Annotated in this window: 18 protein-coding genes; 11 read left to right on the forward strand and 7 right to left on the reverse strand. The window is 60.1% G+C overall.

The annotated features are described in order from the left end of the window. Window positions 1–30 precede the first annotated feature (30 nt). Both ACMG4N_RS12540 and ACMG4N_RS12545 read right to left on the reverse strand, forming a co-directional pair. Window positions 31–1,095 (reverse strand): transporter, encoded by a 1,065-nt coding sequence (locus ACMG4N_RS12540; protein ID WP_297769381.1) that lies wholly within the window; start codon window positions 1,093–1,095, stop codon window positions 31–33. Window positions 1,096–1,183: 88 nt separating this feature from the next. Beyond that, window positions 1,184–2,203 carry an AraC family transcriptional regulator gene (locus ACMG4N_RS12545; RefSeq protein ID WP_297769379.1) on the reverse strand — a complete coding sequence of 340 codons (1,020 nt, stop codon included), beginning with the start codon at window positions 2,201–2,203 and terminating at the stop codon, window positions 1,184–1,186. A 163-nt stretch (window positions 2,204–2,366) separates the two neighbouring features. Between ACMG4N_RS12545 and ACMG4N_RS12550 the strand changes: the two genes are divergently transcribed. Continuing rightward, window positions 2,367–2,798 (forward strand): SRPBCC domain-containing protein, encoded by a 432-nt coding sequence (locus tag ACMG4N_RS12550; protein WP_062816225.1) that lies wholly within the window; start codon window positions 2,367–2,369, stop codon window positions 2,796–2,798. Window positions 2,799–2,823: 25 nt separating this feature from the next. Next, on the forward strand, window positions 2,824–5,484 hold the full coding sequence (locus ACMG4N_RS12555) for an efflux RND transporter permease subunit (protein WP_297769373.1): 2,661 nt from the start codon (window positions 2,824–2,826) through the stop codon (window positions 5,482–5,484). 471 nt (window positions 5,485–5,955) lie between these two features. On the opposite strand, the gene ACMG4N_RS12560 is transcribed toward ACMG4N_RS12555, so the two are convergent. The 5 genes from ACMG4N_RS12560 to ACMG4N_RS12580 form a co-directional block, all read right to left on the reverse strand. Then, window positions 5,956–6,726 (reverse strand): hypothetical protein, encoded by a 771-nt coding sequence (locus ACMG4N_RS12560; protein WP_297769371.1) that lies wholly within the window; start codon window positions 6,724–6,726, stop codon window positions 5,956–5,958. Between the two features lie 143 nt (window positions 6,727–6,869). Next, entirely contained in the window at window positions 6,870–8,387 is a 1,518-nt protein-coding gene (locus ACMG4N_RS12565) for a fumarate hydratase (RefSeq protein ID WP_414431903.1), read from the reverse strand. Window positions 8,388–8,817: 430 nt separating this feature from the next. Further along, complete coding sequence (locus ACMG4N_RS12570) at window positions 8,818–9,693, reverse strand: alpha/beta fold hydrolase (RefSeq protein ID WP_297769365.1); 876 nt, start codon at window positions 9,691–9,693, stop codon at window positions 8,818–8,820. Next, complete coding sequence (locus ACMG4N_RS12575) at window positions 9,690–9,965, reverse strand: acylphosphatase (RefSeq protein WP_297769363.1); 276 nt, start codon at window positions 9,963–9,965, stop codon at window positions 9,690–9,692. The genes ACMG4N_RS12570 and ACMG4N_RS12575 overlap by 4 nt, the downstream gene beginning before the upstream one ends. After that, window positions 9,949–11,244 (reverse strand): YihY family inner membrane protein, encoded by a 1,296-nt coding sequence (locus tag ACMG4N_RS12580; RefSeq protein WP_297769360.1) that lies wholly within the window; start codon window positions 11,242–11,244, stop codon window positions 9,949–9,951. The genes ACMG4N_RS12575 and ACMG4N_RS12580 overlap by 17 nt, the downstream gene beginning before the upstream one ends. A 77-nt stretch (window positions 11,245–11,321) precedes the next feature. Between ACMG4N_RS12580 and arsC the strand changes: the two genes are divergently transcribed. From arsC to ACMG4N_RS12625, 9 genes are read left to right on the forward strand one after another with little or no spacing between them, the layout of a single operon-like run. Next, window positions 11,322–11,675, forward strand: coding sequence for an arsenate reductase (glutaredoxin) (gene arsC / locus ACMG4N_RS12585; protein ID WP_297769357.1), 354 nt, complete (start codon window positions 11,322–11,324; stop codon window positions 11,673–11,675). Window positions 11,676–11,682: 7 nt separating this feature from the next. After that, window positions 11,683–12,276, forward strand: a complete 594-nt coding sequence (gene wrbA / locus ACMG4N_RS12590; protein WP_414431906.1) for an NAD(P)H:quinone oxidoreductase — start codon at window positions 11,683–11,685, stop codon at window positions 12,274–12,276. A 2-nt stretch (window positions 12,277–12,278) separates the two neighbouring features. Continuing rightward, the gene (locus ACMG4N_RS12595; protein ID WP_297769352.1) at window positions 12,279–12,620 is read left to right on the forward strand and encodes a DUF2069 domain-containing protein; all 342 of its coding nucleotides are present in this window, start codon (window positions 12,279–12,281) and stop codon (window positions 12,618–12,620) included. Further along, entirely contained in the window at window positions 12,610–13,290 is a 681-nt protein-coding gene (locus ACMG4N_RS12600; protein ID WP_414431908.1) for an RDD family protein, read from the forward strand. The genes ACMG4N_RS12595 and ACMG4N_RS12600 overlap by 11 nt, the downstream gene beginning before the upstream one ends. Beyond that, window positions 13,287–14,279, forward strand: coding sequence for a stage II sporulation protein M (locus ACMG4N_RS12605; RefSeq protein ID WP_414431909.1), 993 nt, complete (start codon window positions 13,287–13,289; stop codon window positions 14,277–14,279). Before ACMG4N_RS12600 ends, ACMG4N_RS12605 begins: the two co-directional genes overlap by 4 nt. Continuing rightward, window positions 14,260–15,765 carry a DUF4129 domain-containing protein gene (locus ACMG4N_RS12610; RefSeq protein WP_414431911.1) on the forward strand — a complete coding sequence of 502 codons (1,506 nt, stop codon included), beginning with the start codon at window positions 14,260–14,262 and terminating at the stop codon, window positions 15,763–15,765. The genes ACMG4N_RS12605 and ACMG4N_RS12610 overlap by 20 nt, the downstream gene beginning before the upstream one ends. Continuing rightward, window positions 15,758–17,065 (forward strand): DUF4350 domain-containing protein, encoded by a 1,308-nt coding sequence (locus ACMG4N_RS12615; RefSeq protein ID WP_414431912.1) that lies wholly within the window; start codon window positions 15,758–15,760, stop codon window positions 17,063–17,065. The genes ACMG4N_RS12610 and ACMG4N_RS12615 overlap by 8 nt, the downstream gene beginning before the upstream one ends. Further along, entirely contained in the window at window positions 17,062–18,033 is a 972-nt protein-coding gene (locus ACMG4N_RS12620) for an AAA family ATPase (protein ID WP_297769337.1), read from the forward strand. The genes ACMG4N_RS12615 and ACMG4N_RS12620 overlap by 4 nt, the downstream gene beginning before the upstream one ends. Further along, window positions 18,030–19,340 carry a DUF58 domain-containing protein gene (locus ACMG4N_RS12625; RefSeq protein WP_414431914.1) on the forward strand — a complete coding sequence of 437 codons (1,311 nt, stop codon included), beginning with the start codon at window positions 18,030–18,032 and terminating at the stop codon, window positions 19,338–19,340. Before ACMG4N_RS12620 ends, ACMG4N_RS12625 begins: the two co-directional genes overlap by 4 nt.

A 19,340-nucleotide genomic window follows, 5' to 3' on the forward strand; every position in this document is an offset into this window, starting at 1 on the left:
TCTTGTTTGGACCATCCTGCGAAAAAACCCTTATCTCCCGCCGAAGGCCTTCTGCCAGCCCACCGTGAAGGTGTAGTCGGTTTCCATCTGAACCCCATGCAGGGATTGGTGAACCGGGACCTTGTATTCCAGAGCCAGACGATGGCCGTTCAATGTGCCGTTCTTGCCCAACAGGTTCAGTCCCAAACCGATATCCAGTCGCTGCCCACCCTTGGCGTCCGGGTCAGCGGCCGGATTCATCATTGGTGAGATAGTCAGGTCTTCGGCAGCACCGTGAATATCAGACCACCAGCTCTTGTAGGCAGCCAGGGAGATGGAAGCCCAAGGAGCCAGCGGCTTGGCCGCCCAAGCCGTCAAGTAACGCCGGGAGCCTAATTTGTAGCCCTGATCATTCTCATCCAGCGCAATTTTGGCACTGACCTGCGCTCCCCAGCTCCAGCCTTGATATTGCTTGTTCAGGGTAATACCCGGGCGCGCCTCGTAGCTGCCAGAGCCCAACTGCATGGGGTATGGCAACTGGATCTCCTTGCCCTGCATGGGCACATAGTCGTCTTCCTCGATGGAGCCGGTGGGCAAGCCCAGCACCAGATTCAGGTGAAGACGATAGCCGTCTTGATCAAAGAACTTGTACAGGCCGCCAATGCTGGCGTCACCGATACCGGAGGTTTCGGTGTCGAACTCGTCATCCATGGTGTTCATCATCATGGCCATGCGAGTTTTGGTGGTCATCTTGTTGGTGGTGTACGGCAGCATGGCCATCAGGGTGAGATTGTCCGTCGGCGCGTACATGGCTCCGAGCATGTGCATGTGCATGGTCATCTCATAAGGCAATGCCTTCATGTTCATCATGCCCATACCGGGGATCTCGCCGAAGGCTTCATTGGTGCTCAGCGACTCACTGCCTGACCTGGCGCCACTCATCCCCATGCCCATATAACGATAGGACAGCATCCATTCGCCTTTGCCATGGGTATGGTCGCCCATCACTGAAATGGGCGCATGGCTGTCGGCACGCCCGCCATCGTAATGGGCCTGAGCCTGACCCATGCTGGTCATCGCGGTTGCCGCGACGAGAAGATGAACTGTTCTGCGCATCTCGCTTCCCCACTGAATAACAATTGCGAGCAGCTTACGGATACCGCCGGCAATGCCAATGCGGCAAAACGTCGCAGTCTTGTCTATATCAGGCGAATTGCTTGCGGTACTGGCCCGGCGCGCAGCCCTGCCAGCGTTTGAAGGCATGGTAGAAATTAGCAGTGTCGGAAAAGCCCAGTTCCATGGCCAATGCCTGCATGTCACAACCCGGCTCACGCAGGGCCTGACAGGCGTGCTGGTGACGAACCTGGTCGCGCAGCTGGGCAAAGCGGGTGCCTTCCTCCTGCAAGCGACGTTGCAGGGTGCGGGGTGTCATGGCCAGGGCGGCGGCCACCGCTTCCATGGTCACGCCCTGCCCGCCCAGCATGATTTCCAGCTGTTTGATCACCTGGCCGGACACACCGGCAGCCCGTGATAAACCGGACAGTACCTCATCGGCGGATTTGCGCAGGCGCTCGTTGTATTTGGGATAAGCCCGGGGCAACGGTTCATTGAGCAGACTGGCCGGGATAGTGATGGCATTGTGTTGCTGGGCAAAATGCAACGGGCACTGAAAAAACTGCTGGTAAACCGCCACCTGATCCGCCACCGGCTCGTCGTGCAAAAAACAGGCTCCGTTTACCGGCATGGAGCCACCCAGCAGGGAGCGGCCGATGGCCACCATAGTAGCCACCACCACTTCGTTATGGGTGCGGGTGGCGGTAAAGCGCAGGGTCGGGTCCTTGCTGGCCACCGCCAACATCACATCGTTATCGATGGCATTCAGAGAGAAGTCCAGATAAGGGACCACCAGATCCTTGTAGCGAAACAGCATGGCCAGCCCTTGTTCCAGGGTGTCGGCCGTTGCCATCACGTTGCCAAGCAGATCCAGATTGCCATAGTGATTGTCAGCCCCCACATGCAAACCGAACAACGGATCGTCACTGTCGCTGAACGCGGAATAAAGCAACTCGTCCAGTTGCAGCAGGCTGATAAAACGGTCGTTGCGACCGACAATGTCCGCATCAATACCGGCACGCTCGAACAGGGATTGCACATCCAGGCGGCTGCGCAGCGATACCTCAAGGAGGCCGGGTAAAATGGAAGCTGGAAGCAACGTTGTGGTCATGGTGTTTCCTCGCAATCACCCGAAACTAGGCAAAGGCATCGGACAGGTCAACCAACCCTGATAGATTGGCCCGTTTGACCGACTGGAGCTTCCCTCAGACAGTGAGTACTCTAGGGAGCCGCTGAACAACTCCTTGCTCAACCAATCAACAACCGGATCGATTATGCTCAAACGCTATCTGGTCGACGAGGTCACCGACACCCGGGCCTCGCGCAAGCAGGCTTTCAAACTGTTTACCGACGCCACCAACTGGCAGAACTGGTGTTCGGTAGTGCGTCATGCCCGTCTCCTGAATGGCAACTGGCGCCCCGGCGCCCTGCTGTTGTTTGTGGCAGACCTGCCCGGCCTGCCGCCGGCGCCGGTGGTGGTCCGGGTGATGGAATACAAGGAAAACGAGCGCATCACCTGGGGTTTGCATCTACCCTTCGCCCGTATTACCCATCGCTTTACGTTTATCGACGATGGTCAGGGTGGCTGCCGAGTGCATCAGGAAGAATGGACCGAAGGGCTGCTCACCCTGCTGGCCTGGCCTGCCGGCAAACTGATTCACCGCTTCGATACCCGCTTTGCGGCAGAATACGCTGCCATGTTCTGATTATTGACCCTGAACGGATTCCTTCATGACTCATCGACTGTTTAATGCCTACTGCCGGGTTGTGCTGGCACACCCGGTTTTCTGGCTGGCTCTGCTGGCCCTGCTCTGTGCGGTTGCTGCCTGGCAGGCCCGGGAGTTCAAAATTGATGCATCGGCAGATTCGCTGGTGCTCGAGAACGATGAGGCATTGCAGTACTACCGGAAGATTTCCAAGCGCTATGGCGGCAGTGATTTCCTGATCATCACCTATACGCCGTCCCAGGCGCCGCTGTTCCAGCGCAATACGCTGGAACACTTGCAAGCATTACAGAGCGATCTGAAACAGGTCGACCGGGTCAGTTCGGTGTACAGCATGCTGGATGTGCCGTTGCTGTTCAGCCCCCAGGTGGAATTCAGCGATCTGGCCAACGACTACCGTACCCTTACGGACCAGGATGTGGACCTGTCATTGGCGGAAAAGGAGTTCACCGAAGAAAACCCGCTGTATGAAGATCTGCTGGTCAGCGACGATGGCAACACCACCGCCCTGCTGGTGAGTTTCGAGCGCGACGAAACCTATTACGAGCTGCTCTACCGGCGTAATGAGCTACGCACTCAGCAACACGAGGGCGAACTGGACGAAGACGGCGAACAGGCGCTGGAAGAGGCCTCACAGGCCTTCAGTGACTACAGCAGCAAGATTCAGGAACGCACCGCCGGCGAGATTGATCAGGTGCGCGACATCATGGACACCTACCGGGACGAGGCAAAACTGTTCCTGGGCGGGGTCCCCATGATCGCCACTGACCTGGTGCGTTTTATCCGCGCAGACCTGAAAATTTTCGGGATCGGCGTACTGGCCTTTCTGATCGTTACCCTGTTCATGATTTTCCGCCGCCCCCGCTGGGTGGTGGTGCCCCTGGCCTGCTGTGGCGTCACCGTGCTGACCGTGACCGGCTGGCTGGGCTGGATGGACTGGAAGGTTTCGGTGATCAGCAGCAATTACATATCACTGCTGCTGATCATCACCATGTCGATCACCATCCACCTGACCGTGCGTTTCCGGGAGCTGCATGAGGAAAACCCGGATGCGAGCCAGAAGTGGCTGATCCGGGAAACCGCCGCCCACATGATGCGGCCCATGATCTACATGATCCTCACCACCATGGTGGGCTTCTCTTCTCTGGTGATCAGCGGGATTCGCCCGGTGATCGACTTCGGCTGGATGATGACCTTTGGCCTGGGCGTGGCGCTGGTGGTCTGTTTTCTGGTTTTCCCGGCCCTGCTGGGTCCGTTGAAGGCCGGCCAACCACAACAGGGGCGTGACTTCAGCCGCAAGTTCACACTGGCGTTTGCCAGCTTTACCGAACAGCACCGCCCTACCCTGATGGTGCTGGCCATTATCACCGTAGTCGCCTCGCTGTGGGGCGTCAGCCGATTGACGGTGGAAAACCGCTTTATCGACTATTTCCAGGAAGACACCGAAATCTACCAGGGCATGCTGCAGATTGATCGCAAGCTGGGAGGCACGACGCCACTGGATATCGTCATCGATGCGCCCAGCACTGAAGCCCGCACGGCGACAGCGTCATCCCAGCCGGCTACCGGCTGGGATGGTGAATCCATGGACGATAGCGCCGAAGATCCGTTCGCATCTGGCGGCGATAGCGACCCGTTCACCAGTGCAGAGCCCGATCCGTTTGCAGACAGTGGCAGCGATCCGTTCTCTGGCGCCTCAGGCAGTGAAGATCCCTTTGCCAGCGCCCCTTCCGACGACCCGTTTGCCGAACCACAACAGGCCAAACCCAATCCCCTGAAAGGCGCCTACTGGTTCACCCCGGCCCGATTGGCCCAACTGGTGGAGATCCAGAACTACCTGCAATCCCTGCCAGAAACCGGCAAGGTGTTGTCCATCGCCACGACTTACAAGGTTGCGGAAAAACTGAACGAGGGGCCGCTCAGCTATGTACAGCTGATGCTGCTGGCCAGCTTCATTCCCGAGGACCTGCGCGACCAGCTGGTGCGCCCCTACCTGTCAGACGACGGCAACCAGGTGCGCTTCAGCGTGCGGGTGATCGACTCGGACGAAAACCTGAATCGCAACGAGCTGCTCGCCAAGATCCGCACCGATATGGAAAACAACTTCGGCCTGCAACCGGAACAGGTGCATCTGACCGGCGCCATGGTGCTTTACAACAACATGTTGCAGAGCTTGTTCGATTCCCAGATCAAGACCCTGGGCTATGTGTTCGCCGCCATTCTGGTGATGCTGCTGATTCTCTTCCGCAGCCTGCCTGTGGCACTGATCAGCATGGTGCCGAGCCTGATCTCAGCATCGCTGGTGCTGGGGCTGATGGGCTGGATCGGCCTGCCGCTGGATCTGATGACCATCACCATCACTGCCATCACTATCGGCATCGCCGTGGATGACACCATTCACTACATCCACCGCTTCCATGAAGAGCTGCCGAAAGACAACGACTACGTGGCCACCATGAAGCGCTGCCACGGCTCCATCGGCAAGGCCATGTACTACACCTCGCTAACCATCATTGCCGGCTTCTCGATTCTGGCGTTCTCCAACTTCAACCCCACGGTGTACTTCGGCCTGCTCACCGGTCTGGCCATGCTGGTGGCCCTGCTCAGCAACCTGACGCTGCTGCCGGCACTGCTGATCTCGGTGAAGCCGAAGCTGCGGGCGGGTTGAAGCCAGCTGTAGGAGCGGCGCTCAAGCCGCGAACCGTACTTGGGAATGCCTTCGCAAGTCAGTTCGCGGCTCATACCCGCGGAGCACAGAGAGCGCCGCTCCTACGGTGGAGTCTGGACAGGGTTTGGCCACTTTGATTGACCACTGACCAAATGAACAGTATATTGATTGTCCGGGTGGCCCCAGGCCTTCGTACTGTGACCCCAGGAAGACCTGATTGATCTCCGTAGCCCCAGGGATGGGGCCGGGCTCCCGGACTTATTCGACAGATCTGGCAGGCTGGGTTTCGCAACGCGAACCTCAAGCCTAAGCCAGTTGCGTAGGGTCGATTAGCTTCAAGCGTAATCCACCAGCACACCGTGAATATGTGGATTACGCCTACGGCTAATCCACCCTACGGCGCAGAACGATAATCGCGTGGTCAGGGATTTAGGATTTGGGGTGAGCCGTTAAGAAACGGGAGCAGCCGGCTTAATTGCCCTCTTGCCGGTCAGGCTGACACTGGGAACCCAGCAGGTTCTGGGCAAGCACGTAGCGATCCTGGGCATTTTCCGCCCGGATCTCACCCACAGACAGGTACTGCAAGGTCCAGTTGTCCCAAATTCTCGTATAGCGACTTTCCAGCAGCACATCACCACGCATCATGGTGGCTCGCTCCGCCTTCACCGTCAGCTTGTCGCCATCACGCCGGATCTGATACCCCTCATTGGGATACAGCACTTCCAGACAGGCCAGAAACCGTTTCAAGGTCATTGCCGAGGCGGAGCCCACGGTAAACGCCAGTGGCAGGTTCGGCACTTCCAGCATCAGGTTGTGGATATTGGCGCCGTCCAGCCTTTCCAGACGCTGGCTCTGGGCCTTTTCCTGTTCCTCTTCGGCATTGCGCAGGCTTTCCGCCATTTTCTGGGCCTGAAGCATGTCATCGCGTAGCTCCCGACGCCGCTGTGCCTGCCGACGCTGCGCTTCCTTGTGGGCCAGCACGGCCTGCCAGGCCCTTTCTACCTCCAGATCCACCTGTTGCGCATAACGCCGGGCCTTGCGGGCTCGGGCGATTTGCTCCACGCAGTCACCCTGCCATGCCGTAGCCTGCTGCTCTTTCAGGTAACGGGCATCCCGGTGGTGCTGATAGAGAGACTGACAGCCCCCTACGCGGGCGCCCAGCGCGTCGATCTCATGGTAGTCGAGCCCATCCACCTGGGCTGGCGCACGGGTCCAGCCCAGCCAGTCGGCCGTGGTCGGCACCACAGTGCTGCAACCGCTGACAGTCGCTATCAAGCACCCAATGAGAAAAGCCGGAACAATACGCACAACAGAACGTCGCCTGTGAGATCGGGACGGGAAAGAAAGGGGGTAGCCAGGCTACCCCCTCCGAGACTTGCAGGAGCTTAACGTGCAGCGATCTTTTCTTTCCAGATCACCGGGCCGGTCTTGTGAACGGATTCACCTGTGGAGTCCACGGCCACGGTCACCGGCATATCTTCCACTTCGAATTCGTAGATGGCTTCCATGCCCAGATCTTCAAAGGCCGCCACGCGTGATTTACGGATCGCCTTGGACACCAGGTAGGCAGCGCCGCCCACGGCCATCAGATATACCGCCTTGTTGTCCTTGATGGCTTCAATGGCGGTATCGCCACGCTCAGCCTTGCCGACCATGCCGATCAGACCGGTTTCTTCCAGCATGGTGCGGGTGAACTTGTCCATGCGGGTGGCTGTGGTGGGGCCGGCGGGGCCGACCACTTCGTCACCCACCGGGTCCACCGGGCCCACGTAGTAGATAAAGCGGTTGGTGAAGTCCACGGGCAGTTTTTCACCCTTGGAGATCATGTCCACCATGCGCTTGTGGGCGGCATCACGGCCGGTGAGCAGCTTGCCGGACAGCAGCAGGGTATCGCCGGGCTGCCAGGTCTGCACTTCTTCCGGGGTGACAGTATCCAGATTGACGCGCTTGGCGCCTTCGTCGTTGCCCCAGGCAATGTCCGGCCACTCTTCCAGGTCCGGTGCCTTCAGATCCGCCGGGCCGGTTCCATCGAGAATGAAGTGAGCATGACGGGTAGCCGCGCAGTTGGGGATCAGCGCCACAGGTTTGTTGGCCGCGTGGGTGGGGTAATCCACCACTTTCACGTCCAGCACGGTGGTCAGGCCGCCCAGGCCCTGGGCGCCAACGCCGAGGGCGTTTACTTTTTCGAACAACTCCAGACGCAGCTCTTCAGAACGGGTCTGGGCGCCACGGGCCTGCAGCTCGTGGATGTCGATGGGATCCATCAGGGATTCCTTGGCGATCAGCATGGCTTTCTCGGCGGTGCCGCCGATGCCGATGCCGAGCATGCCTGGCGGACACCAACCGGCCCCCATCTTGGGAATCTGTTCCAGCACCCAATCCACCACGGAATCGGACGGGTTGAGCATGGCGAACTTGGATTTCGCTTCTGAGCCACCGCCTTTGGCGGCCACATCGATTTCCAGGGTGTCACCGGGCACGATGGAGTAGTTGATCACCGCTGGGGTATTGTCCTTGGTGTTGGCACGCTTGCCGTCTGGGTCCGCCAGCACCGAGGCACGCAACACGTTCTCCGGGTGGTTGTAGGCCCGGCGCACACCTTCGTTGATCATGTCGTCCAGGCTCATACTTTCACCTTCAGAGGACGCTTCGAAGGTGACATTCATGCCCACCTTGGCAAACACCGTCACGATACCTGTGTCCTGGCAGATCGGACGACGGCCCATGGCGGCCATGCGGGAGTTGACCAGGATCTGCGCCATGGCGTCCTTGGCAGCCTTGCTCTCTTCCTTCTCGTAGGCTTCTTTCACCGCGCGGATGAAATCCACCGGGTGGTAGTAAGAGATATACTGCAAGGCATCGGCCACGCTCTGAATCAGGTCATCCTGGCGAATCACCGTCATGGGATTACTCCTGCTGGGACAAATTGGGGGCGCGTAGTATAGCGCAGAGTGTGAAGCCTGAACATTTTACAAAACGCTCCCGAACCAGAGAACCGCCCGTAGGAGCGCCTCTTGAGGCGCGAACCGAGCGCAGCGAGGCGACAACGATGGTCCACCCACCATTCTTTCTGGAACCTGTCGAGCTTTGGGATTCCTGATCGCCCTTCGGTCGATTTCCGCGCAAGCGCGGTTCGCACCTCAAGAGGTACTCCTACAGCGGCTTCGTAAGAAATGAGGAAGTCCCGGGAACTTTCCAATCTTTCCGATCCAACCAAGCGTAGCTCGTAGCTCGTAGCTCGTAGCTCGTAGCTCGTAGCTCGTAGCTCGTAGCTCGTAGCTCGTAGCTCGTAGCTCGTAGCTCGTAGCTCGTAGCTCGTAGCTCGTAGCTCTGTCAATCGCAGCGGGTATTATTGAGTAACCGCAGCAGATGATCGTTGACAACTTCCGGTTGCTCCAGGTGCAGGAAGTGCCCGGCATTGGCGATCCGCTGCAGCTCCACACCACCGCTGAAGTCACTCTCTACCAGAGTGTGTTCGAGCAGTTTGGGGCTCATACAGCCATCATTCTCGCCGATCAGTATCTGAGTGGGCGTGGAAATATCCTGACCCAGCCAGCTCAGGGCTTTGCGCTGCTCCTTCTTCCACAGCTTGAACATGGCCCGGTACCAGCCCAGCGCCGCCCCGATAACACCCGGTTCGGCCAGGGTGTGCTTGGCATTGTCCAGATAGAGACCGGGGTCCCAGTCCGGCGACCAGCGCCGCCACAGGGTGTCCACACCACTGAGATCACCACGCTTGAGCCAGGCTTCCGGTGCAACCGGCAACTGGAAAAATTGCATGTACCCGCTAAGTAACACTTGTTCGGGCACTTTGAGCAGCGCCTGGGGGATACGCCTCAAGGGCGGAATCGCCAGGGCACTGAAAGAGCAGAAGGTTTCCGGAGACTGGGCACAGGCCAGATAGCCCACCGCTGCGCCCCAGTCATGACCGATCAAATGGACACGGCCGCCCAGCTGAGCGGCGAATACCATCAGGTCATCCACCCCTGCATAAACAGAATAATCACCACTCCCGGACTGACAGCTAGGTGCATAACCGCGCAGAGCCGGAGCAATCGCCGTATACCCGGCCGCCGCCAGGGCATTGATCTGTACCGCCCAGTTTTCGTAGGTGTCCGGAAAACCGTGCAGCAAAATCACGGGCTCGCCGCTGCCAGCCATCAGGGCCGGAAAGCGCAAGTCCCCGTTTACCAGTTCAACCTGTTTCATCGAGTTACCTCAAAATGGCGGGTCTGCGGCGCCTCTGCATCCCGGGTGATGACCTCCTCCACCCGGGCCATGGCCGGCCCCTGGCGCATAGCGTCCAGCATCGCCGATACCGCATCCGGCGGGCCGTGCAAGATGGCTTCCACACGGCCGTCGTCACAATTACGTACCCAACCGGCAAGATCTCGCAGGCTGGCTTGGTGTTGGGTCCAGGCCCGGTAGCCTACCCCCTGAACCATACCGCTCACCAGTACATGTTTAGTGATCGCCATCATTGCTCTCCCGATTCTCCTCTTCGTCGGCAATACTGTCGCGACGTTGAAAGAGTGTATCCAGCGGCATCTCCAGCGGCGCCATCATACCGTCACGGGCCTGATCCATCTTTTCCTTCAATGTCCGCTCCCAGGCGGATTCATCATTACCCAGCCGCACACGCAACTGGCTATGGGCAGGCCAGGGCAGCATGGCCACCAGCTGCCCCAGGGTCAGGTTGCGCAGATCCCGGGATAACATGTAACCGCCCTCCTCTGTACGCCGTATCAGCTTGGCGTCCATCAACAGATTGCGGAATTCATCCCACTGGCTCACGCCGCAGTCGCGCATCACCTGACGGACTTCCTTGCTGCGCAGTACCTTGCCATGTTGTTGACGCAGCCAGAAGGAATGCAGCAAACGCATCAACGCATGCATTCTGGGAACCTGGCGTCGATGTTCCTGAAATACCACCAGAGCACGCACCAGCTCCGCGCCGCCGAGCACGATAATCCAGGAAATATAGACCCATAACAGGAACACCGGCACCGCCGCAAAGGCACCGTACACCACTTCATAACTGGGAGTCTGGCGGATAAAAAAGGCAAACGCGCTTTTCGCCAGCTCGAACAGCAGCGCCGCGCAAGCCGCACCCAGTATGCCCTGGCGTAGCGGCACATTGGTATTGGGCACCACCGTATACATCAAGGTAAGCATGGCCGTGGTAAAGAGGAAAGGCAGCAACGACAGCCACAGCCTGACCCCACCGAGATAATTCACGGTATCACTGAAAATAGCCTGGGAGGTCAGGTAGGAAGAGATCGCCAGACCCGCCCCCAGACAAATCGGCCCCAGCGACAACACCGCCCAGTACATCATCAGGCTGGTGAGTCCCTTGCGAGCGCTGCGTACTTTCCAGATACGGTTCACGGTCTGCTCGATGGTACGCAGCATCAATACCGAGGTGATGATCAGAATAATCACCCCCGGGCCGGTCAGATTGGTGGCCTGCCGGGCAAACGACTGCAGGTGCTCCAGGAGCATATTGCCCGCCGACGGCACGAAGTATTCAAACGCCCATTGCTGGAGCTGAACCCCCTTGCCTTTCAGCGCAGGCACCGAGGCCAGCACCGAAAAACTCACTGTCATCACCGGCACAATGGCAAACAGCGTGGTGTACGTCAGTGCGGCAGCGCTTTCCCGACAACCATCTTCCTTGAACTGACGCACCAGCAGTGCAAAAAAAGCGCGAATGGAATCCAGCCTGGCGCGTACCGGAATGACGTTTTCATCAGTTTCCATGTTATCGGCATCCTCTCCTTGCCAGCGGATTCAGGCACCTTACAATGTCACCCTCACCCACAGAATATGCAAAACTCATGACGGACTACACCATCTTCCATAATCCGCGTTGTTCGAAATCCCGCCAGACGCTGGCATTGCTGGAAGAAAACGGCATCCAGCCCACCATCGTAAAGTATCTGGACGACACCCCGAATGCCGCCACCCTGAAAAGCCTGGTCAAGAAACTCGGCTTTGCCAGGGCTCATGATCTGGTACGCAACAAGGAAGCCGACTATAAAACTGCCGGCTTGTCGACGGAAAGCAGCGATGATGATGTCATCGCAGCAATGATTCAGTATCCGAAACTGATTGAACGCCCCATCGTGGTAAGGGGCAATAAGGCCGCACTGGGCCGCCCGCCAGAAAACGCCCTTAACCTGCTGGACTGACACCATCATGACGGATTATGTACTGGTGCTTTACTACAGCCGTAACGGCAGTGTCGCCAACCTGGCGCAACAGGTAGCCCGCGGTATCGAAAGCACCGGCATGGAGGCGCGACTGCGCACGGTGCCGGCAGTCTCTGCCAACTGTGAAGCCAGCGAACCCGCCGTACCCGAACAGGGAGCTCCCTACGCCAGCCTGGATGACCTGGCCGGATGCAGTGGTCTGGCGCTGGGGTCGCCCACCCGCTTCGGCAATATGGCGGCCCCCCTGAAATACTTTGTCGACCAGACCAGCGATCTGTGGATGAAAGGCATTCTGATCGGCAAACCCGCCGGCGTGTTCTGTTCCACCAGCAGCCTGCACGGCGGCCAGGAAAGCACCTTGCTGTCCATGATGACCCCGCTGCTGCACCACGGCATGGTGATAACCGGTGTGCCCTATTCCGAACAAGCACTACTGGATACCCGCAGTGGCGGCACGCCCTATGGCCCCACCCACTTCGCCGGCACCGACGCAGACCCGTCGCTGACCGACCATGAAATCTCTCTGGCAAGGGCGCTGGGCAAACGTCTCGCCACCCTCGCCCGCCAACTCAAGGCCTGAACATGAATCTTCTGCTTCTGCGTATCAGCTACGCACTGTTGTTGTTTGTCGGTATTACCGGGCTGTTCAGCCTGGCGCCGCCAGACGTGCATATTGTCTCCAGTATTATCTTTGCGGTGATTCTCTATGCCCCGCTGCTCTTGATGCTGCCGGCCGTGATCAGTGGCAACAAGCGCCAGGCCACCTGGTTGTGCTTCATCCTGTTGTTCTATTTCTGCGGTTATGCCATCCAGCTTCTGGACCCGCCGCCGATACGCACCCTGGCCATTGCCAAGACCTCACTGACGGTAATGCTGTTCGTGTTCTCTGCGCTGCAGATTCGCCAGGGGCAACATGCTGATTGACGAACGGTTCGAGGTCGAAACACCGGAAGGGGCCATGCTCAGCCTGTCCCTGGCCGGCCCGGTGACCCGGGCCATGGCCTATGGCATCGACCTCACCCTTCGCTTAATTATCTTCGCGGTACTGGCCATTGTGCTCAGCCTGCTCGGCAAAATGGGCATCGGTCTGCTGCTGATCATCGGCTTTGCTCTGGAATGGTTTTACCCCACCCTGTTCGAAGCCCTGCGCCATGGCCAGACCCCTGGCAAGAAAGCCATGGGCATTGCCGTGGTCCACGCCAACGGCAGCCCGCTCAGTTTCAACGGCAGTCTGATCCGAAATCTGCTGCGCACCGCCGATGCCTTCCCGCTGTTTTACCTGCTGGGTTTCGTCACTACACTGATCAGCCCCCGCTATCAGCGCCTGGGAGATATGGCAGCCAATACCCTTGTGGTGCATATCGAGAAAACCGAGACCACCCGCAAGCAACATAACGACCCGGCCAATCCACCGGACTGGCCACTCAGCGCCCAGGACCAACTGGCCCTCCTGGCTTTCCACGAGCGACGGGACCAGTTTTCTGAAGCCCGCCAGCAAGAGCTGGCGCAACTGGCGTTCCCGGAACTGAGCCCGCAACTGGCACTGGAACGTCTGCGCTCCGTGACCCGTTACCTGCTTGAGGGAGCCCAATGAAACAGGCTCGCTTCGAACAACAGTACCGCGCGCTGTGGGACTCATTGGAACAGCAACTGGATCAACTGGAAGCTCTGCGGGTGGCGCGCAAGAAACGCCTGCCACTGGACCGCTTCGTGGCGGATTACCGCCAGCTCTGCCATCAACTGGCATTGGCCCGGGAGCGCACCTACAGCCTGGAACTTCAGCAATACCTGAACAATCTGGTGCTGCGCGCCCACCGCCAACTGTACCGCTACAACCCGCCCCTGGCGGATCGCATTGGCGAATTCTTTGCCAGCGGATTCCCCGGTGCCGTTCGCCGACAATGGAAGTGGCACCTGATCAGCGCACTCAGTTTTATTCTCTCCATCACTCTTGCCTGGGCTCTGGTGCAACAACAACCGGAGATGGTCTACACCGTGGTGGACGAAGCCATGCTCTCGGAGCTGGAGCTCATGTACCAGCCGGAGGATTCTGCCGGCGGCGACATCCATGCCGGGCGCGAGGGCGAAGATGATGTGCTGATGTTCGGTTACTACATCAAGAACAACATCGGCATTGCCTTTCGTACCTTTGCCGGCGGCCTGCTTTTAGGCGTAGGCGCCATTTTTGTCATGCTGTTCAACGGCAGTTTCTTTGGTGCCATCGCCGGCCACCTGATCAACACCGGCGGCCATGAGGCCTTCTTTACCTTCGTGATCGCCCACGGCGCTCCGGAACTCACCGCCATCGTGCTGGCTGGGGGAGCTGGGCTGCGACTGGGCTGGGCGATTATCGCGCCGGGCCAATGGTCGCGGCTGGATGCCCTGCGCCTGGCCGCACGGGATGCATTGCCAACCATGTACGGGGTCTTTGCCCTGCTGCTGCTGGCCGCTTTCATCGAAGCCTTCTGGTCGCCCAGAGACTTCGACGCCACCATAAAATACAGTGTCGGTGCCGCCTGCTGGGCACTGCTTTATCTCTATCTTTTCTTCGGGGGACGTCAACGTGGAGCTGGAAAAGGCTAGCGCCCGCCTGGCACCGCGTAGCCCCTGGCAGGCGGTGGACCTGGGCACAAAACTGTATCGGCAATGGGCCGCACCGGTGTTGTGGGTATGGCTGGCATTCACACTGGTGCCTTTCGGACTCATGCTTGGCTGGTCGCTACTGGCAGAAGCGCTGTGGCCGCTGTTTCTTTTCTGGTGGCTCAAGCCACTCTGGGAGCGTCCGTTACTGGCCTGGTACAGCCATGCCCTGTTTGCGGAAACCCTGACCCTGAAGCAATTATTCCAGCGCTGGCGTCACTACGCCCTGCCCGGCCTCGCCAGCCAGCTCACCTGGCGGCGTTTCAGCCCCGCACGCAGTTTCAATACCTGCGTCTGGCAGCTGGAGGGCGCGAAAGGCGAACAGCTCAGCCAGCGCTTGCGGGCGCTGAACAGCTACCCCTCCAACCGGGCCGGCATCATGACCATCGTGGTACTGCACCTGGAGCAGTTTATGGCCATGGGGCTGATGGTGCTGCTTTATACCCTGGTGCCCTGGCAGTTCAGCCTGGAATGGAGCGACTGGTTCTACGATCAGGGCGCCCTGCAGATGGCCATTGCCAGTGCCACCCTGTACCTGGTCATGTGTGTCACCGAACCGCTCTACGTGGCCTGTGGCTTTGCCCTCTATCTTAACAAGCGCACCTGGCTGGAAGGCTGGGATCTGCAACTGGGGCTGACCCGTCTTGGCCGCCACCGGGCAACCCGCACCGGCGCTGGCGCCACCGTGCTCATCCTACTAGGCCTGATGCTGCCCCTGCCGGAACCCGTGTCGGCTCAACCCGCCCCCCGCAATGAAGAACAACAACAGGTCATCGAGTTACTGGCCAGCCCGGACTATATGCCCTTCGAAGAGCGCACCGAGCGCCAATGGAAAGACCGGGACGACGACAGCAACAGCTGGCTGGAAAAGTTCTGGAAGCACTTCTTCGATAACCTGGACGATGATGAGCAAGAGGAACCTTCCTCTCGGCCCTTCGACATCCCCGATGCCGTGCTGTGGATTCTGTTCTGGGCCCTGTTCGCCGGGCTGGTTATCTGGTTGCTCACCAAGGTGATGGATCAGTTGGGTCTGGGCAGACGGCATCAGGCCCCCACCCCGGTGATTCCCACCCACGTTGCCGGCATGGATATTCGCCGCCAGAGCCTGCCAAAAAACCTGCGCCAGGCGGTAGAAAAAGCACTGGCCGCCAACGACATTCGCCTGGCCCTGTCGCTGATGCTGCGCAGTGCCCTGGCCAGCCTGCTGCGCCGCTATCCGGTAGCACTGGCGGCGGGCAGCACCGAGCAGCAATGCCTGCGTAACCTCAAGGCCACCCATGGCGAGCCCCTGCCGATTCTCTACCTGCAGCGCCTGATCCAGGCGTGGATCAGCACCGCCTGGGCACATCGTCCGGTGGATGCCGATGCGGTGCGCGCCCTGCTGACTGACTGGGAGCAGATCAACGCCGAGGAGGCTGCCAATGCGTAGAAAGCTCCCCTGGCTGGGCGCCCTGTTGGTGATGGCCCTGATAATCGCCTACTACGCACTCACCGAGCCGGTCACTGTGATCGAGCGGGCGGCGCCGGATAGCACCATTCAAAGAAATCCCTACAGCGCCACCCAGGACTGGCTGGCACAGCGAGGGCAGCCCAGCAAACGGGTGCTCAGTGCCGCGGCCCTGTTTCCGTTGCCGGAAGACGCCACCACCCTGGTCATCGATAAACAGCGCGGCCTGCTCAATCACAGTCAGGTCCGAACGCTCCTGCAATGGGTGGAAACTGGCGGCGAACTGATCGTCGAAGCACGCCCACTGCCAAAATCCCGGGATGAAGATACCGCCACCGAGATGGAGTGGCAGGACAATGACCCTCTGCTCTACAGCCTCGGGATCACTGTCTGGAAAAGTGAGCACGAAACCGACGACGAAGAGCTGGATCCGTTTTTCGAACTGCTCGATGCCCTGCCTGCCTTTGCTGGCAACCCCCTGCAATACTGCCTGCAGACCGATAACGACGAACTGCGTGAAACCTGCGAGGCACTGGCCTGCGAGGCGCCCCCACAACCGGATCCCCTGCTGCTGCATGCCGGCGATGACCAGCCCTCCCGCCGTATCCAGCTGCACAGTCAGCATGTGCTCTGGCACAACAGCTGGAATGAGGACAGCGGTGAGCAAGAATTTCTCCCCGAGTGGCCGGTGGAAGTGACAGCCTATGCGGACAACGAATACGGTAGTCAGCTGGTCCAGCTCTCCCTGGGCGACGGTCAGGTCACCGTGCTCACCGACCTGGGGCTGTGGGACAACCAGAATCTGCATTATTTCGACCACGCCTGGCTGCTGGCCTGGCTCACCGGCAACCAGCCGGTGTGGTTCGTGCGCTCTGTAGCCATGCCACCACTACTGCAATGGTTATGGCTGCGCGCCCCGGAACTGGGAACCGCGCTGCTGCTGCTTGTCGCCCTGTGGCTATGGTCACGCATCCCCCGTCGGGGCCCGATTCAGCCAGTGGCCGAAGACAACAACCGGGATTACCTGCAGCATCTGCACGCCAGTGGCTATTTCCAGTGGCGCACCGAACAGCAGGACACCCTGCTCACCGCCCTGCGCCAGCAGGCGCAAGCCCGACTCAACCGTTACCATCACCAGCGCCAGCAGGCCCTGGAACGTGCCGCCGCGCATCTGAAGGTCACCGTGGCGCAACTGGACCATGCACTGACACAGCCCCCGGCAAACCGCGACCAGCTCACCCAGCAGGTGGCCCTGCTGCAAGCACTGAGGAGTGAAACATGACACAGCCCACCACCCTGGCCGAGGCTGCCCGCCTGGCCCAGGATATTGAACACCACCTCAACCAGGTGCTGATTGGTCAGCGCCAGGTGGTTCGTGAAGTGCTGATCGCCCTGGTTTCCGGTGGCCACGTACTGATCGAAGGCGTGCCCGGGCTCGGCAAGACCCTGTTGGTTCGCAGCCTGGGCAAGGTGCTGGAGCTGGATTTCAACCGCATCCAGTTCACCCCGGACCTGATGCCCACGGACGTGACCGGCCACGCCATGTACGACCAGAAAAGCGAGCAGTTCCGCATTCGCCGCGGTCCCGCCTTCACGCAACTGCTGCTGGCCGATGAAATCAACCGGGCCCCGGCCAAGACCCAGGCAGCATTGCTGGAAGTGATGCAGGAGCGGCAGATCACCATCGAAGGCAAGGCGTTCACCCTGAACGAACCCTACATGGTGCTGGCCACCCAGAACCCTCTGGACCAGGAAGGTACTTATCCGTTGCCTGAAGCGGAACTGGACCGTTTCCTGTTCAAGGTCTTGATCGATTACCCGGACCACGCCGACGAAACTCGCCTGGTAAACATGGTGCTGGACGGCACCATCCGCGCCAGCCTGGATGTGGAAAGCCTGAGCCCGGTCACCGATGCCGCCGGCCTGAAAGCCATGAAGGCGCTCAGCGACAGCGTGCTGATTGATGACGAGGTGCTCGACTATGCTTTGCGCATCGTTCGCGCCACCCGTGATTTCAGCGGCCTGAGCCACGGCGCCAGCCCCCGCGCCAGCATCGCCCTGGCCCGTGCCAGCCGGGTACAGGCCCTGTTCGAGGGCCGCGATTTTGTCACCCCGGACGATGTACAGCAGGTGGCCCGCCCAGTGCTGCGCCACCGCATCCAGCTCAGTGCCGATGCGGAAATCGAAGGCCAGACTCCGGAAACCGTCCTGGGTCGACTGCTGGAACAGGTGGAAGCGCCGAAGCAATGAAGCCGGCACCGCGTCTTCTCCTGCTCACCGGCCTCTGGGCACTACTGGCCCTGGCGTTGCTGGTCATACCGGGGATTCTTGCCGTGGCCCTGTGGTGGGCGCTGGGCGCTTTGTCCGTGGTGATTGCCCTGCTGGACCTGTGGCACGCCCGCCGCCTGCCTGCACCGCAGGCGCAGCGGGAGCTGCCCACCGCTCTTTCAGTTCAGCAGCCGCACCCGGTACGAGTACGGGTTTCTTCGGCTAGCCTGCCGGAAAGCGTAGAGTTGGCCGACCAGCACCCCGGTGATGATCCCCACACCGGCCTGCCAGCCACCCTGACGCGGGCCAAGGCAGAACTGACCGAGCTGACCTATCACTATCGGCCCAGCCGACGCGGCCCGGTACAGTTCGGCGATCTGGTGTTCTGGTTCCCCAGCCGCCTGAAGCTGTGGCAGGTGCGCAAGGTATGCGACGCCGCCTGCACCGTGCCGGTCTATCCGGATTTTTCCCGGCTCAGCCACAGCGGACTGGATGCCAACCATGCTCACCTGCTCACCGGCACCCGCCTGCAACCGCGCCGGGGCGAAGGCATGGAATTTCATCAGCTACGCGAATATCACCCCGGTGACAGCCTGCGCCAGATCGACTGGAAGGCCACTGCCCGGCGCCGCAGCCTGATCAGCCGGGAATACCAGGATGAGCAGAATCAGCAGGTGCTGGTGATGCTGGATGGCGGGCGCCGCCTCGGCATGCCGGTGGGTGCCCTGACCGGCTTCGATCACGCCCTCAACGCCGCCCTGCTGCTGGCCTGGAGCGCGCTAAAGCAAAAGGACAAGGCCGGCGCCATGCTGTTCTCCGGCGACCAGCCACGCTGGCTACCGCCGGTGCAGGGCCAGCAGGGCATCAACCACCTGCTCAACGGGCTTTACGACCTGCACCCCAGCCAGCATGCCAGCGACTTCAGCCTGGCCGCCCGGCAACTGGTCCGCCGCAGCCGCCGACGAGCCCTTGTGGTACTGGTTACCCGCCTGCAGCAGGAAGACCTGGACGATCTGATGACTGCCGTGTCGCTGTTGCGCCGTCACCATCTGGTGCTGATTGCCGACATGCTGCTGCCAGAGCAGCAACAGCTGTCACGCCAACCGGTGGGCAACGATTTTGATCAGGCCCTGCAAGTGTGCGCCGATGCTCAAGAGCAACAGGCCCGCCACGAGCTGCACACCCGCCTGCGCCACGCCGGCGCCCTGGTCACTGCTACCACCCCGCAGCACATGCCGGCGCAGCTCAACAACCTTTATCTGATGCTGAAACGCAGCGGCAGACTTTAA

This window comes from Alcanivorax sp. IL2 (assembly GCF_047495475.1).
GTDB lineage: Bacteria > Pseudomonadota > Gammaproteobacteria > Pseudomonadales > Alcanivoracaceae > Alcanivorax.

Excerpts from the sequence above, each read along its gene's own strand:
- ACMG4N_RS12540 (WP_297769381.1), bottom strand. The coding sequence starts at position 1,095 with ATGCGCAGAACAGTTCATCTTCTCGTCGCGGCAACCGCGATGACCAGC.
- ACMG4N_RS12545 (WP_297769379.1), bottom strand. The coding sequence starts at position 2,203 with ATGACCACAACGTTGCTTCCAGCTTCCATTTTACCCGGCCTCCTTGAG.
- ACMG4N_RS12550 (WP_062816225.1), top strand. The coding sequence starts at position 2,367 with ATGCTCAAACGCTATCTGGTCGACGAGGTCACCGACACCCGGGCCTCG.
- ACMG4N_RS12555 (WP_297769373.1), top strand. The coding sequence starts at position 2,824 with ATGACTCATCGACTGTTTAATGCCTACTGCCGGGTTGTGCTGGCACAC.
- ACMG4N_RS12565 (WP_414431903.1), bottom strand. The coding sequence starts at position 8,387 with ATGACGGTGATTCGCCAGGATGACCTGATTCAGAGCGTGGCCGATGCC.
- ACMG4N_RS12570 (WP_297769365.1), bottom strand. The coding sequence starts at position 9,693 with ATGAAACAGGTTGAACTGGTAAACGGGGACTTGCGCTTTCCGGCCCTG.
- ACMG4N_RS12575 (WP_297769363.1), bottom strand. The coding sequence starts at position 9,965 with ATGATGGCGATCACTAAACATGTACTGGTGAGCGGTATGGTTCAGGGG.
- ACMG4N_RS12580 (WP_297769360.1), bottom strand. The coding sequence starts at position 11,244 with ATGGAAACTGATGAAAACGTCATTCCGGTACGCGCCAGGCTGGATTCC.
- arsC (WP_297769357.1), top strand. The coding sequence starts at position 11,322 with ATGACGGACTACACCATCTTCCATAATCCGCGTTGTTCGAAATCCCGC.
- wrbA (WP_414431906.1), top strand. The coding sequence starts at position 11,683 with ATGACGGATTATGTACTGGTGCTTTACTACAGCCGTAACGGCAGTGTC.
- ACMG4N_RS12595 (WP_297769352.1), top strand. The coding sequence starts at position 12,279 with ATGAATCTTCTGCTTCTGCGTATCAGCTACGCACTGTTGTTGTTTGTC.
- ACMG4N_RS12600 (WP_414431908.1), top strand. The coding sequence starts at position 12,610 with ATGCTGATTGACGAACGGTTCGAGGTCGAAACACCGGAAGGGGCCATG.
- ACMG4N_RS12605 (WP_414431909.1), top strand. The coding sequence starts at position 13,287 with ATGAAACAGGCTCGCTTCGAACAACAGTACCGCGCGCTGTGGGACTCA.
- ACMG4N_RS12615 (WP_414431912.1), top strand. The coding sequence starts at position 15,758 with ATGCGTAGAAAGCTCCCCTGGCTGGGCGCCCTGTTGGTGATGGCCCTG.
- ACMG4N_RS12620 (WP_297769337.1), top strand. The coding sequence starts at position 17,062 with ATGACACAGCCCACCACCCTGGCCGAGGCTGCCCGCCTGGCCCAGGAT.
- ACMG4N_RS12625 (WP_414431914.1), top strand. The coding sequence starts at position 18,030 with ATGAAGCCGGCACCGCGTCTTCTCCTGCTCACCGGCCTCTGGGCACTA.